At 61.2% G+C, this 13,253-nt stretch carries 14 protein-coding genes; 5 read left to right on the top strand and 9 right to left on the bottom strand.

Annotated features, from left to right (window positions below):
- Positions 1 to 50 precede the first annotated feature (50 nt).
- Positions 51 to 1,052, top strand: coding sequence for a LacI family DNA-binding transcriptional regulator (locus WGT02_RS29255; RefSeq protein ID WP_208246616.1), 1,002 nt, complete (start codon positions 51 to 53; stop codon positions 1,050 to 1,052).
- A gap of 36 nt (positions 1,053 to 1,088) precedes the next feature.
- On the opposite strand, the gene WGT02_RS29250 is transcribed toward WGT02_RS29255, so the two are convergent.
- Genes WGT02_RS29250 through WGT02_RS29235 form a run of 4 tightly spaced genes read right to left on the bottom strand, consistent with a single transcriptional unit; the run spans position 1,089 to position 3,832 of the window.
- On the bottom strand, positions 1,089 to 1,850 hold the full coding sequence (locus WGT02_RS29250; protein ID WP_208246614.1) for a transporter substrate-binding domain-containing protein: 762 nt from the start codon (positions 1,848 to 1,850) through the stop codon (positions 1,089 to 1,091).
- A 41-nt stretch (positions 1,851 to 1,891) separates the two neighbouring features.
- Positions 1,892 to 2,809, bottom strand: a complete 918-nt coding sequence (locus WGT02_RS29245; protein WP_208246612.1) for an isoaspartyl peptidase/L-asparaginase — start codon at positions 2,807 to 2,809, stop codon at positions 1,892 to 1,894.
- Between the two features lie 8 nt (positions 2,810 to 2,817).
- Positions 2,818 to 3,552 carry an amino acid ABC transporter ATP-binding protein gene (locus WGT02_RS29240; protein WP_208246610.1) on the bottom strand — a complete coding sequence of 245 codons (735 nt, stop codon included), beginning with the start codon at positions 3,550 to 3,552 and terminating at the stop codon, positions 2,818 to 2,820.
- A gap of 1 nt (position 3,553) precedes the next feature.
- Positions 3,554 to 3,832, bottom strand: coding sequence for a hypothetical protein (locus WGT02_RS29235; RefSeq protein WP_225040051.1), 279 nt, complete (start codon positions 3,830 to 3,832; stop codon positions 3,554 to 3,556).
- Positions 3,833 to 4,052: 220 nt separating this feature from the next.
- Here WGT02_RS29235 and WGT02_RS29230 point away from each other — a divergent pair, with 220 nt between their 5' ends.
- Positions 4,053 to 4,592 carry a hypothetical protein gene (locus tag WGT02_RS29230; RefSeq protein ID WP_024314576.1) on the top strand — a complete coding sequence of 180 codons (540 nt, stop codon included), beginning with the start codon at positions 4,053 to 4,055 and terminating at the stop codon, positions 4,590 to 4,592.
- Positions 4,593 to 4,652: 60 nt separating this feature from the next.
- Here WGT02_RS29230 and WGT02_RS29225 read toward each other — a convergent pair whose 3' ends face one another.
- Complete coding sequence (locus WGT02_RS29225; RefSeq protein ID WP_225040053.1) at positions 4,653 to 6,095, bottom strand: FAD/NAD(P)-binding protein; 1,443 nt, start codon at positions 6,093 to 6,095, stop codon at positions 4,653 to 4,655.
- A 267-nt stretch (positions 6,096 to 6,362) separates the two neighbouring features.
- Between WGT02_RS29225 and WGT02_RS29220 the strand changes: the two genes are divergently transcribed.
- From WGT02_RS29220 to WGT02_RS29210, 3 genes are all read left to right on the top strand, one after another.
- On the top strand, positions 6,363 to 7,199 hold the full coding sequence (locus tag WGT02_RS29220) for a MetQ/NlpA family ABC transporter substrate-binding protein (RefSeq protein WP_208246608.1): 837 nt from the start codon (positions 6,363 to 6,365) through the stop codon (positions 7,197 to 7,199).
- Between the two features lie 93 nt (positions 7,200 to 7,292).
- Entirely contained in the window at positions 7,293 to 8,378 is a 1,086-nt protein-coding gene (locus tag WGT02_RS29215) for a methionine ABC transporter ATP-binding protein (protein WP_208246606.1), read from the top strand.
- On the top strand, positions 8,359 to 9,012 hold the full coding sequence (locus WGT02_RS29210) for a methionine ABC transporter permease (protein ID WP_208246604.1): 654 nt from the start codon (positions 8,359 to 8,361) through the stop codon (positions 9,010 to 9,012). The genes WGT02_RS29215 and WGT02_RS29210 overlap by 20 nt, the downstream gene beginning before the upstream one ends.
- Here the strand turns inward: WGT02_RS29210 and WGT02_RS29205 are convergent, their stop codons facing one another.
- The 4 genes from WGT02_RS29205 to tauA all read right to left on the bottom strand — a co-directional run bounded on the left by WGT02_RS29205 (position 9,013) and on the right by tauA (position 13,160).
- Positions 9,013 to 10,368 carry an LLM class flavin-dependent oxidoreductase gene (locus WGT02_RS29205; protein WP_208246602.1) on the bottom strand — a complete coding sequence of 452 codons (1,356 nt, stop codon included), beginning with the start codon at positions 10,366 to 10,368 and terminating at the stop codon, positions 9,013 to 9,015. It abuts the gene before it with no gap.
- A 60-nt stretch (positions 10,369 to 10,428) separates the two neighbouring features.
- The gene (locus tag WGT02_RS29200) at positions 10,429 to 11,283 is read right to left on the bottom strand and encodes an ABC transporter permease subunit (protein WP_024314582.1); all 855 of its coding nucleotides are present in this window, start codon (positions 11,281 to 11,283) and stop codon (positions 10,429 to 10,431) included.
- Positions 11,280 to 12,071 carry a taurine ABC transporter ATP-binding protein gene (locus WGT02_RS29195; RefSeq protein ID WP_208246600.1) on the bottom strand — a complete coding sequence of 264 codons (792 nt, stop codon included), beginning with the start codon at positions 12,069 to 12,071 and terminating at the stop codon, positions 11,280 to 11,282. Before WGT02_RS29195 ends, WGT02_RS29200 begins: the two co-directional genes overlap by 4 nt.
- A 75-nt stretch (positions 12,072 to 12,146) precedes the next feature.
- Positions 12,147 to 13,160, bottom strand: a complete 1,014-nt coding sequence (tauA, locus tag WGT02_RS29190; protein WP_024314584.1) for a taurine ABC transporter substrate-binding protein — start codon at positions 13,158 to 13,160, stop codon at positions 12,147 to 12,149.
- Positions 13,161 to 13,253: the final 93 nt, after the last annotated feature.

Here is a 13,253-nt window from a genome sequence, read left to right as displayed (position 1 = left end):
AAGACACGACACTGCGGTATCACACCTTCGAAGGTGGAAAGCTCACGATCATGAATCACGACCAAAGCAGCGGTGGTCCTCCCACGATTGCCGACGTGGCGCGCTTGGCCGGTGTCTCGCGCGCCGTCGCAAGCCGGGCGCTTTCCAACGAACCGCGCCCGGTGTCGTCCGAGAAGCGGGAGCGCGTGATCGCCGCCGCGACAAGCCTCGGCTACAAGCCGAACCTCTTGGCGCAGAGCCTGACCACCAAGACGGTCAATCTCGTCGCCGTCGTGGTCAACCACATTCACGATCTCTCAGACCTCGATCTTTTTGACCGGCTCATTGATCAAGTCCAGATGATCGGCAAGCAGGTCATCCTGATCCGCATTGGCTCGGTCGCACGCGTGGAGGAGTTCCTGCGCAATGGTGTCGCCTACCATGTGGATGCCGCGCTGGTGTTTTCCGATTTTGCCGACGCACCGACCGTCCGTCGCATGTTCCGCTCGGATCATGTAATCATGCTGAACGGCCTTCACGACGAGTTCTCGCCAGCGATCATCCCGGACGAGCATGCCGGCATCGCCGAAGCCGTCGCCGATGCCGCGTCGAAGACCGTGCGGACCGCCGGGCTCGTCACAGGGCGCGCGTCGTCTCCGGTCGAGCAGGCACGCATCCGCTCGTTTCACGAAGCCTTTTCGCGTTACGGGATCAATCTGCTTAAAACGGTCCAGGGTGATTATTCCTATGAAAGCGGACATGCCGCAGCCAAGGCGGTTGCCGATGCCGGTTGTCCCGACGCCGTCTTCTGCACATCCGATGCGATGGCGATGGGCATTCTTGACGTATGCCGGACCGATTTTCCCGGCGGCCGGCCGTCGCGGTTCCGGCTCTATGGCTTTGACAATCTGTCGCTGACCGATTTCGACGCCTATCCGATATCGTCGATCGGCTACGATAAATCGCTCTATGTCCGATATATCGTCGAATCCGTTGCCAGTCCCGGCAATTTCAGGCCGGGTCAGCCGCCTGTCACCGTGCCGACACGTTTCGTTCCACGCCTGACGGCCTAATGAAAACGGGCCGCCCGAAGGCAGCCCGCAATTATGTTACCACTGAGGGTTCAGGGCAGGGGGATTGGAGCCGGCACCCCACCACTTCGTGTAATTTGCGGCATAGGCCCCAGACTGGATGTAGTCGGAAACGAACATATCGAGCCAGCGCACGAATTCCGGGTCGCCCTTGGCAACGGCAATGCCGATCGGATCGTTGGAATAGAGGCCCGGCAGGGTGACAAGTGACGGGTTCTTGGTTGCGAGATAGTCGAGCAGTGACGAATCTTCGATTGCCGCGTCGACGCGCTTCTGCTGCAACTGCAGCACGCCATCGGGCGCAAACTGATCGACGTAGACGAGTTGCGCATCGGGAACTGCGATCTTCAGGAAGCTCTCACCCGTCGTGCCGCGACCGACGACGACCTTCTTGCCGGCGAGTTCCTTCAGGTCCTTGATGCCTGCATTCTTTTGAACGATGACGTGCAGGCCGGCGCGATTGTAGGGAATGGTGAAGTTCACCGTCTTGGCACGCTCGGGCGTTGCCGAAGTGTTGGCGACGGCGACGTCGATCTGGCCCGAAACCAGCATCGAGATCCGGGCGTCACCCGACACGTCGACGAATTCGACCGGCACACCGAGCTTCTGGGCAAGCATCGTCGCGACATCGACGTCGTAACCGACTGGATTGTTCTGCGCGTCACGGAAGCCAATCGGCTCGCCACCGAGCGACACGCCGATGCGAACGGTGCCCCGCAAGCGGATATCGTCGATCATCCCGGCGAAGGACGGAAGTGCTGAGCCAGCCGTAATGGCCAAGGGTCACTAGAATGCGCTTCGTGGTTCATTCCCTCTTTTGATTATGCCAGCTTCGCTGTCCGCAATTCCGGTTCGGGCATCGAGTCCTCCCAGAGCCAGTAGCGAATCTCGCCCTCGCATCTGAAATTCACGACCTCATGGTTTCCCTTGGCGTCGACCGCATGGATGACGACGCCGGCCAGGAACCCAGCGGAGAGTTCATTAAGCTCATCAACGGCGAGTTTCACCGCATCGCAGAGCGAATAGCCGAGCTTCATCGCCAGTACGACGGTACGCGCTGTCGAGCAGCGCATCGTCATCTCGCCGGTATGCGTGCAGGCGGCTGCGCCATAGCGGCTGTCGGCATAGAAGCCGGCGCCCGGGATCGGGCTGTCGCCAAGGCGACCCGGATATTTCCACGCCCAGCCTGACGTGGATGTCGCCGCATGGGTGCCGCGTCTCGGATCGGATGACAGGAAGACGGTGGTATCGCGTACGCGCTCCGGATCGGTGATGGCGCGGCTGAGCGGTGCAAGCGCAATGTCAGGGAATTTCGCGAGGTCCTCCGGCGACAGCTCCTCTTCCAGCCGTTTCCACCAGACCCGCCTGCTGTCTTCGAACAGCACGTCATCCTCAGCGAAACCGATTTCAGTGGCAAAACGGCGAGCGCCGTCACCAGTCAGCATGACGTGTGGAAGGCGTTTCATGACTTCGTGGGCAAGGCGTGCGACCGACAGTGTATTCGGAACGGCACCAACGGTACCGACCTCACGCGTGTTGCCGTCCATGACGGCGGCATCAAGCTCCATATTGCCAAGCATGTTCGGCCAGCCGCCATAACCGACGCTGCGCACCTTGACTTCCCTCTCCACCTTGCTGATCCCGGCGACCATCGCGTCAAGGCTGATTGCACCGTCGCGCAGCATCTCCACGCATGTCGGAAAGCCCGGCCAGGCTTCTTTATTGGCCAATAGCAGCATCTAGACCTCTATTCTTTGCGCATCTTGGAAAGGAACTGGGCAACGCGCGGGCGCGCCATGCCGCCTTCGGCGGCGAAGAATTCTTTGGTTGGCAGATCGACCAGCAACCTGCCGTTGTCGAGAAAGACAATGCGATCGGAGTTCTGCCTGGCGAACTCGACCTCGTGCGTGACGAACAACATCGTCGTGCCGTCCTGCGCGAGCTTGGCAAGGATCGCCAGCACCTCCGCCGTCATCTCCGGGTCAAGCGCGCTGGTCACTTCGTCCAGCAGCAGATAGCGCGGCTGCATGGCAAGCGCCCGGCAGATGCCGACGCGCTGGCGCTGACCACCCGAGAGCTGCGCCGGATAGGCGTCGGCCCTGGAACCGAGACCAACGGACTTTAGCAGGGCACGCGCCGTCGCTTCCGCCTCGGCGCGTGGTTTCTTCAACACCTCGATCGGTGCGAGCGTGATGTTGCCGAGCACCGTCATGTGTGGATAGAGGTTGAAGAGCTGGAAGACCGTGCCGGAGCGCTTGCGAGCCTCCGCGATCTCGCGAGGCTTGCCGACATCGAACTCGTCGACCATGATCAGGCCACTTTTCAGCTTCTCCAGGCCGTTGATGCACCGGATCAGCGTCGATTTGCCGGAGCCCGAGGAGCCGAGGATCGAGACGACCTCACCGGGCGCGATCGTCAGATCGACGCCGTCAAGCACAGTGGTATGGCCGAAGGCCTTTTTTACATTTTCAACTTTGATCATGTCAGAGCCCCCTCCAGGCGCTGTGGGCGCGAAGGCGATTTTCTAAGCGCGACCCCAGCGAGGCGACCAGCTTGGCGGCGGCGTAATAGAGCAGACCGACGGCCACGTAGAGGAACGCAATCCGCCACAGGAGTGCAGACGAGGATGTTCGCGCGATCGCCACGAAAGCGCCCATGATGCCGCCGCCGGCGAGCGCAAGGGCACATGTCTCTGCCGTCAAAAGGGCGCCCTGCGCGAGAAAGCCGAGATGGGGCAAGAGAATCGACAGGTCGAGCCGCACGATCTCGCCATAAATGAGAGTGAAACCGGTTTCATCATCTCCTCGTGACGCCTTATTGTCAAGAACGCAGCTGGGATCTCCTGATATATCTGGTCCGCATCGAGCCGATGGGTTAGCAAGCTTGTGCAAGAATTCTTGAAGACGGCTTCGAGCTGGAGTCGGCCAAGCCTCCGTATCTCGCAGACGCCCGTTAGCCCTAGCCACATCGAACGAGCATGCCATGAGCCATATCCCGCAGATCGACTACGCCACTGCTTCAGAAGAGATCCGTGCCGCACATGACGAGGAGGTGAGGGTACGCGGGCGCATGACGAACATGAAGCGGACGTTATTGCATTCACCCGCAGCCCATCGCATCTACGCCGAATGGTTCACGCTGCGCGCCGAACTCTCGGCAATCGCGGATCGGCCGATCTGGATCTTCTCGCATGCCATTTCGAAAGCGGCAAAATCGAAGATCGCCATCACCTTCTTTCGCCGGGCGCTGATCAATGCCGGGTTCAACCCGGACGCGATGCTGTACTCCGAAGAAGAGGCGCTGCTCGATGCCTTCGGCAAGGCAATCGTTGCCGATTCCAACGCGATTCCCGCCGAGATCTGGAAGAAGCTGAAGGAACGCTACGATGGCAAGACGCTCGTCGATCTCGTCGCCTTTGCAGGCATCATGCTCGCGACAGCCGTCTTCAACAATGTCGTCGAGGTCGACTTTGATCCCGAGCTCGAAGCCTTCGCCGAAAATGCCGGCCTGTCAGATGCGTGAGGTCAATCATGGCGCCAGCGCCAGCGGGCCTTCGCCCCTGCGGCGAAAGAAGTGATATGACTAAGCGCAGCGGCTCAGGGTCGCTACCTGCGCAGCTAGCTCGCCTGCCACGAAGACTGCATGTTCGGTGATCTGTGGCAGCCCCATGAGCTCTCCAAAGGTTCCGCGCGCCAGCGGGCCAGAAATCAGCAACGACGGGTCGGGCCGGCCATCGGTCGCGATCGCCTCTGCGCGCTCCGAACAAGCGATGCCGAGACCGGTCGGGTCAAGTTGCAAATGTGACTGATCGCGCAGAGCGGCTAGCCATGCCTGGCTTTCGAGAATGCCACCATGCGCGGGACCCGTTGTGACGACGACTGCATCATAGCTCTTCTTAAGCGGCAAGGCATGTCGGCGTTGCAGCTCCACGTGGATGGCCTCACCCTCGCGCTGCACCCGACCGACGGAGGCCGCCAGCACTTCCATCCTGCCCTGCGCGATCGCCCGCTCCAACACGTCTTCTACCTGCGGCGCGATGCGGAACCGATGAACGTCCCAGTAGGGCCTGATGTGGCGCACGATCCGGCAACGTTCGGCAATCGGCAGGTTCTGCCAGATCGCATGGCCGTGGCCGCGCACCTGGTCAATCACCGCGTGCCACGTCAACCCCGCCGTCTTGGCTTGCGCAATGGCGTGCCGAACGCTCTGCAGCAGTGCCGTCGCACTATGAGCCGGGGCCGTGTCAAACTCGCCGAACGGGTCCTGCGGGAAAGGCGCATGTCCCGTCGACCTCAGCCCGCGGCGCGAAATCGACGTGATCGGCCCGCGATGGCCAGTGCGCGCCAGCGAGGCGACGATGTCGGCTGCGGTCAGACCATTGCCGACAATCAGCAGCCGGTCGTCGGGACGCACGACGTCGAGCGCACCGGCAACGGTGGAATCGGCCACAAACCGGGGATGTCCTTCAAGAGCTCGCAGAGCCCCGGGCGCCGAGGGCGCGGGATGACTGGTGGCGATCACCAGGAAATCGGCAAATATCTGTCCGCCCTGGCTGTCGAAGATCTCCCAGAGCGCGCCGTCCCGGCACACAGCCGTAACGACCGCGCGACGATGGCGCACGGTGCCGCTTTGCACGAGAGGCGTGAGCGCCGAGGCGATGTAAGAGCCGAAGACATGGCGTCGGGGAAAGAGGCTGCCATCAAGCCGATGTGCTTCCGGATCGTCCGCAACGGCATCATTGCGCCCAATCCATTCCAGAAAATCCTCAGGCTGATCCGGAAGTAGGCTCATGCGGGCGGCGGGAACATTGATGCGATGCGCCGGATCAGTGGTATCATAGGCAAGCCCTCTGCCGAGCTCGCGCCGTGGCTCAAAAACGACGATTGCTGGCGGTCGGTCCGTGATGGAACGCGCCAGGTGGTACGCGACGCCCGCTCCGGAAACGCCCCCACCGATAATCGCCACCAGGGGTCGCCGCGTCCGGCGATCGGTGTCATGTCGTGATTTCGCGCTGTCCTGCTTCAATGCCCGCGGTCCAGATCACCTTGCTTGCGAGCGCAGGTTTGGTCTTCGCGCTCGGATGGTTTAGTTTAGGGTCAGGCAAGCATGCCGGCAACGCCAATATTCTACAAAATCAGTAGAATTTTTATCCCGCTATTGTGTTCAGGCGCCGAACAGTTTTTCCGTGCTGCAGCGCAATAGAGATCGGCTTGCTTGGTTTACCATCGGCAGTTTTGAAATTATCTGACCGTTCGAGGCAAGCCTCATCAATTCAAGACGGGAAACACCACAATGAACAAGAAGACGTCCGCCACATCAAGCCTGACGCGTCGTGCAAGCCTTGCCGCTATCGTCGCCTCGGCAATTGCCCTGGTTGCATTCACAGCGCCTGTTGCCTCCTTCGCGGACGACAAGTCGATCAAGGTCGGCATCATGAGCGGCGAGGATGAAGACGTGTGGCGCGTCGTGACCGCGGAAGCCGCCAAGAAGGGCCTGACGATCGAGACGGTCGTCTTCAACGATTACACACAGCCGAACGAGGCGCTTGAACGCGGCGAAATCGACGCCAACGCCTTCCAGCACAAGCCCTATCTCGACAATCAGGTCGAGCAGCACGGCTATCATATCGTGCCGGTCGGATATACCGCCGTCTGGCCGATCGGCCTTTATTCCAAGAAGCACAAGGCAGTCTCGGAAATCGCCGAAGGGGCCACCATCGGGGTTCCCAATGACCCCTCGAACGAGGGCCGCGCACTACGCGTTTTGCAGAACGAGGGCATCATCAAGCTCAAGGACGGCACGGGCATTCTCGCCACCGTGACCGACATCTCGGACAATCCGAAGAATGTCGAGATCAAGGAACTGGACGCTGGCGTCGTCGGACGCGCTATCGAGGATCTGGACGCGGCCGTCGTCAACACCGACTGGGCCTTGAAAAGCGGACTGTCGGCCGCCGACCGCATTGCGCAGGAGCCGATCGCCGACAATCCCTATCGCAACTTCATCGCCGTCAAGCAGGGCAGCGAGAATGAGGCCTGGGTCAAGACCCTCGTCTCCTCCTACCAGAACGATGCGGTTAAGGCCGAGTTCGACAAGGTGTATAAGGGAACCGGCGTCAGCGCTTACTGATCGACATTCGCGCCACGCATTGGGCGCGGTTGAACAAGGCGGTCCGGGCGTTCCTTGCCCGGGCCGCCTTGGACGTTTCCGAAGGGAAAGAACATGAATTCAATCATATCGGCCTCGGCCATCGAGGCTCCGCCGCAGGCCACGGCACAAGAGGTGGTGCGCCTCGTCGACGTGCATCGGCATTTCGGTGCCACTGCCGCTCTCGACGGCACATCGCTCACCGTCCACAAAGGCGAGATCCTCGGCATTATCGGGCGCAGCGGCGCCGGCAAATCCACGCTGATCCGCTGTCTGAACGGCTTGGAGCGCCCCGATCGCGGCCAGATCGAAATCGAGGGCCGCAGCATTGTCGGTCTCGACGAACAGGAGCTGCAGCCGCTTCGCCGCCGCGTCGGCATGATCTTTCAGCACTTCAACCTACTGGCGTCGAAGACGGTCGAAGAAAATGTCGCACTGCCGCTGAAGATCGCCGGCGTCGCAAAGGCGGAACGCCTGAAGCGCGCGCATGAATTGCTGGAGCTTGTCGGCCTCGCTGGCAAGGCAAAAGCCTATCCATCGTCTCTGTCCGGTGGCCAGAAGCAACGGGTTGGCATTGCTAGAGCGCTCGCGGCGCGCCCGGCATTGCTGCTCTCGGATGAAGCGACATCGGCGCTCGATCCCGAAACGACCCGTTCGATCCTGACCCTTCTGAAGGACATCAACCGCAAGCTTGGCCTGACGATCCTGCTCATCACGCATGAGATGGAAGTCGTGCGCAACATTGCCGATCGCGTTGCCGTCATCGATGCCGGTCGTATTGTCGAGGAAGGACAGGTCTGGTCGGTGTTTGCCGATCCGCAGGCGCAGATCACCCAGAGCCTGCTTTCCGGAAGCCGCCCGCAATTGCCTGAGCACATCGCCGCCCGGCTGTCTCCCACCTCCGGCCAGGAGGCGATCCTGAGCATCGACATGGCGGGACCGGCCGCACAGGGGGCGGTTTTTGCCGACCTATCCACGGCGCTGCCGCAATCCTTCCGGCTTGTACACGGTGGTATCGACCATATCCAGAACCAGCCGGTGGCGCGGTTCTTCATTGCCGTCCCGATGCGCGATCCCGCCCTGAAGGACAAGGTTCTGCAGTTTCTGAAGGCTCGCTCGGCGCGGGTGGAGGTTCTTGGCTATGACACCGATCATGTTTAATCTCTTGCTTCGCTCCTTGTGGGAGACGATCCTGATGACCGGCGCCTCAGGCCTGCTCTCGCTCGTCTTCGGCCTGCCGCTCGGTCTCGCACTGGTGCTTACCAACAAGGGCGGTATCGCCGAGAATGCCTGGGTGAATGGCATCCTCGGTGCCATCATCAACGGCTTCCGCTCAGTCCCCTTCATCATCTTGCTGGTCGCTCTGATCCCGCTGACGCGCCTCATCGTCGGGACCGCGCTTGGCACGTGGGCGGCCATCGTGCCGCTCGCCATTGCCGCAACGCCCTACTATGCGCGCATCGCCGAAGTGTCGCTGCGCGAAGTAGACCGCGGCTTGATCGATGCCGTGCGCGCCATGGGTGGCGACCGCTGGACAATCATTCGCGAAGTGCTCGTTCCCGAAGCATTGCCCGGCATCGTCGCCGGATTCACGGTGACGCTGGTGACGCTGATCGGCGCATCTGCGATGGCCGGCGCGATCGGCGCAGGCGGTCTGGGCGACCTTGCCATCCGCTATGGCTACCAGCGCTTCGAGACGACCGTCATGGTGGCGGTCGTTGCCGTGCTGATCGTGCTGGTTTGTGGCATCCAGTGGCTCGGCGACCGGCTGGTCGCCAGGCTTGACCACAAGTAGTCAATAACGAAACGCGGCGGCAGGGTGCGAGGATGGCAGCCTGCCGCTGCCGCCGAACAGCTTTTGCCTGAGCGGTCCCTCGGCGTAGTCCGCCTTAAACAGGCCGCGCTCCTGCAGCACCGGCACGACGAGGTCGACAAAGTCGCGCAGGCTTTCGGGTGCCACCGTGCGCGCCAGATTGAAGCCGTCCACACCAGCATCCAAGACCCATGCCCCCAGACGATCCGCCACCTGCTCGGCCGAGCCGACAATCGGCTTCATGCGACTGCCAAGCACCATCTGGTCGATGATCTGGCGGAGTGTGACCACCTCGCGAGCCTCCCTTGTGATTGCGGCGAGCGCAGACTGATTGGCATTGGTGGATTTCTGCTCGATCGGATCATCGAGGCCATATCTGGAGAGGTCGATGCCCGTTGAGGCGGAATAGTGCGCCAAGCAGGCCTCGACGCTCGCATGCCTGCGATAATCCTCGAGCTTGTCTTTCGCCTCCTTCTGCGTGCGCCCAACGACCACCGTGACGAGACCGAGAACGCGCAAGGCATCGGCACCGCGCCCAACCAACAAGGCTTTGCGTCGCAGTGCCTCCACAGTCGGTCGTGCCGCCTGTGGGGTCGGCGCTGCGATGAAGACGCATTCGGCGTGGCGGGCCGCAAAATCCTGTCCACGCGCAGAGGCCCCTGCCTGGAAGAGCAGCGGCGTGCGCTGCGGCGAGGGCTGTGCAAGGTGGATTGCCTCCATCTTGTAGTATGGACCCTCATGCCTGACGGCGCGCACTTTCGACGCGTCGGCGAAGACGGCCCGAGACTTGTCGCGAAGCACAGCCTCGTCGTCCCAGCTTCCCTCCCAAAGCTTGTAGAGGATTTCGAGGTATTCATCGGCCGCATCGTAACGCGCGTCATGCTCGGGCAACGCTTCAAAGCCCATCGCACGCGCGGCACTGTCAAGATAGCCGGTAACGATGTTCCAGCCGATCCGGCCCTTGGTCAGGTGATCGAGCGTCGACATCCGTCGCGCCAACAGAAAGGGCGGCTCGTAAGTCGTGTTAACTGTGACCCCGAAGCCGAGATGCTTGGTGACATAGGCCATTGCCGAGATCGGCATCAACGGATCGTTGACCGGAATCTGCGCGCCTGCCTCGATGACTGGCGCGGGGCTGCCCTTGTAGACATCATAGACACCAACGATATCGGCGAGGAATATCCCGTCTAGCTTGCCGCGCTCGGCGGTACGGGCAAGGTCAACCCAGTAGTCGAGGTCCGTGTAATGAAGGGACGTATCGCGCGGATGCGTCCACATTCCGTGGTTGATATGGCCGACGCTGTTCATGTCGAATGCGTAGATCTGCATCTGCTTCATGCCATCGTTCCCTATGCCGGCGGGCTGAAGCGTCGTGGACCCCGTGAAGGCACTTGTGCGTTAGCTCTTACCTTTCCACGGAACGAGGGTAGCTTCCAAGAGCCGAACGGCAGCGCTAAAGGCAAATGCACAGGCGGCGATAATGCCGATGCCGACGAAGACCACGTCCGTTGCCAGAAACTGGGAGGCGGACATGATCATGTAACCGATGCCGCGATTGGAAGCGATCAGCTCGGCAGCGACGAGCGTGCCCCAACCGATACCGAGCGCGATGCGGATACCCGTCAGAATTTCCGGCAAGGCCGATGGCAAAACGATACTGAGAAGAAGTTGCCAGGGTCTTCCACCAAGCGATCGCGCCGCATTGACACGCTCGATCGGCAGTGAGCGCACGCCAGCCTGGGCCGAAAGGCAGATCGGCGCGAACATGGCGAGGACGAGAAGCGTCACCTTCGAGGTTTCGCCGATACCGAGCCAGATGATCATCAACGGCAGATAGGCGAGCGGTGGCAGCGGCCAGTAGAATTCGATCGGTGTATCGAGTATCCCCTTTGCCCAGCGGTTGAGCCCCATGAGCAAGCCGAGCGGGATACCAACCGCGATAGCGATCGCTGCGGCCGTCGCGATCCTGAACAGACTTGCCGAGACGTGTTCGCCAAGCGAGGCCCCGGCATAGCCATCGCGATAGACGGCGACGATCTGTGTGACAACCTCCTGGGGTGTCGGCAGGAAGAGGCGCGGCACCACTCCCAGCTTGGCAACCAGCCACCAGGTGGCAATCAACACGACGGCTGTCGCGAGACTGATGACAAGCGTATTGCTTTGCCCGGCGCCATAACCCTGCAGGGAAACGGTCTTCGGCTGGTCGGCTTCGGTCTTGACGACAATGTCCCTCGTTTCGATGACGTCACTCATTCCGCCGCATCCCTGAACCCGTCGGAACCATGCAGAATGGTCCGGATTTCCTCACGTAAACTGCCGAACTCCGGCGCCGTCTTGATCGATCGCGCATTACTGGTCCGGGCGAACTCACGGACGAAATCGAGATCGAAGCGCGCAACGATGCGGCCGGGACGCGGCGACATCACCACGACCTGCGTGCCGAGGAAGAGAGCCTCCTCTATCGAGTGGGTAATGAAGAAGATGCGTTTGCCTGTCTCCTTCCAGATCGATACGAGCAATTCCTGCATCTGCTCGCGCGTCAAGCTGTCCAGGGCCCCGAACGGCTCGTCCATCAAAAGCACGTCGGGCTCGGCTGCGAGTGCCCGGGCAATGCCTACCCGCTGGCGCATGCCGCCCGACAATTCGTAGGGAAAGGCCCGCGCAAAGTCTTTGAGACCGACGAGGCAGAGAAGCTCCTCGGCGCGGGCGCGCCGCACCACTTTTGGAGTTCCGGCAAACTGCAATCCAAGCGCGACATTGTCGACAACCGTCTTCCACGGCAGCAGCGTGTCCTTCTGAAATACGACACCGCGATCGGCGCCGGGACCGCTAACCGCTCGGCCGTCCAGCGTGATCGTGCCTGCCGACAGCGGCAGGAAACCCGCAATCGCGTTGAGCAACGTCGACTTGCCACAACCCGAGGCACCGAGTGCGACGACGAAGCCGCTGTCGGGAATATCGAGGGAAACGCGATCGAGGGCCTGGACCGTTTGGCCGTCGCGCGTCCTGAAATAGACGCTTGCGTGATCGACTTTGAGCATGTGTCGTCTCTTCGTATTGTGACGCTGGCGCGATATCGCGCCAGCGTGCCGGGATGGGAGGATTGTCGTGGTATTTCAGTTGCTTGCGTTGACGAGCGCATCCGGTGTCACAAAAGCCGCGTAGCTCGGCAGCACTTCGCTCACCTTGCCCTGGTCCTTCAGGAAGGCGGCAGTATCCTTGAGAATCTTAGCCGCGCCGGACTTTTCGCCACCGCCGAGCCAGGCTTCGGACGCCTGGACCTCGGGCGTCAGCAGGGTGAGGTTCTTGAGCGCGCCAGCCTGCTGCTCAGACGTTCCGCCAAGTGCCTTGGCAAGGAGCTTGGCATTGTCGCTGTCGGCGGCCCAAGCCTTCTTATCTGCTGCGAAGGAGGCGTAGTACTTGCTGATGACGCCGGCAAAGCTCTTCAGGAACGCCGGGTTTTCGTCGGCAAACTTCGATGCGGCGACCCAGGCGGAGAAGGTCGGAGCGCCTTTGTCCGCCACATCCTTGGAGGTGACGAGCACCTTGCCGTTCTTCTTGAGCTCGGTCAGCGCCGGATCCCAGACAAAGCCGCCATCGATGTCACCGCGATTGTAGCTGGCAACGATCTCTGGCTGCGGAATTGCAAAGACCTGAACCTCCTTTTCCGTCAGCCCCAGCGACTTTATCAGCGCCAGAAGCTGGTAGTGGTCGGTGGAAACGGGTGCCGCAGCAAGCTTCTTGCCCTTGAGGTCAGAGAGAGCCGCAATGCCGGAGCCGTTGCGAACGACGAGCGCCTCGTCGATGCCGGAGATCGAAGAGAGGTAGAAGGCCTTGACCTCCAATCCGCGCGAAGTCGCTGCTGCAAAGGGACTCGAACCGACATAGCCGACCTGCACATCGCCCGACGCGATGGCCGCGAAGATCTCGGCCCCGGAGTTGAACTTGCGGAAATCAATGTCATAGCCGGTTGCCTTGGCAAATTCGCCATTAGCGATCGCGACCGACGACGGCAGTGCATCGGTTTGATAGGCAACAACCACCTTCTTGTCGGCTGCCTGGGCAACAAAAGGTGCCAGCAGGCTGGCGGAACTGAGCGTAATCGCCGCCAATAGTGTTCTGATATTCATGTTTTGCCCCCTTGCGACTGAGCTTCAGCTGCAGCGCTTGAATGTGTTTCGACAGGAAAACACTAGGGCGGACAATCGTTCTCAGATAGGTAA

Source organism: Rhizobium sp. T1470 (assembly GCF_042140505.1).
Classification (GTDB): Bacteria; Pseudomonadota; Alphaproteobacteria; order Rhizobiales; family Rhizobiaceae; genus Rhizobium; species Rhizobium favelukesii.
The sequence above is the reverse complement of the archived record's forward strand: the minus strand, read 5'-3'. Positions and strand labels throughout refer to the sequence as shown.

Bases quoted from the DNA above. Each gene is read 5' to 3' on its own strand.
- tauA (WP_024314584.1), bottom strand. From the start codon at position 13,160: ATGAATATCAGAACACTATTGGCGGCGATTACGCTCAGTTCCGCCAGC.
- WGT02_RS29210 (WP_208246604.1), top strand. From the start codon at position 8,359: ATGACACCGATCATGTTTAATCTCTTGCTTCGCTCCTTGTGGGAGACG.
- WGT02_RS29215 (WP_208246606.1), top strand. From the start codon at position 7,293: ATGAATTCAATCATATCGGCCTCGGCCATCGAGGCTCCGCCGCAGGCC.
- WGT02_RS29255 (WP_208246616.1), top strand. From the start codon at position 51: ATGAATCACGACCAAAGCAGCGGTGGTCCTCCCACGATTGCCGACGTG.
- WGT02_RS29220 (WP_208246608.1), top strand. From the start codon at position 6,363: ATGAACAAGAAGACGTCCGCCACATCAAGCCTGACGCGTCGTGCAAGC.
- WGT02_RS29245 (WP_208246612.1), bottom strand. From the start codon at position 2,809: ATGCTGCTATTGGCCAATAAAGAAGCCTGGCCGGGCTTTCCGACATGC.
- WGT02_RS29200 (WP_024314582.1), bottom strand. From the start codon at position 11,283: ATGAGTGACGTCATCGAAACGAGGGACATTGTCGTCAAGACCGAAGCC.
- WGT02_RS29230 (WP_024314576.1), top strand. From the start codon at position 4,053: ATGAGCCATATCCCGCAGATCGACTACGCCACTGCTTCAGAAGAGATC.
- WGT02_RS29195 (WP_208246600.1), bottom strand. From the start codon at position 12,071: ATGCTCAAAGTCGATCACGCAAGCGTCTATTTCAGGACGCGCGACGGC.
- WGT02_RS29205 (WP_208246602.1), bottom strand. From the start codon at position 10,368: ATGAAGCAGATGCAGATCTACGCATTCGACATGAACAGCGTCGGCCAT.
- WGT02_RS29240 (WP_208246610.1), bottom strand. From the start codon at position 3,552: ATGATCAAAGTTGAAAATGTAAAAAAGGCCTTCGGCCATACCACTGTG.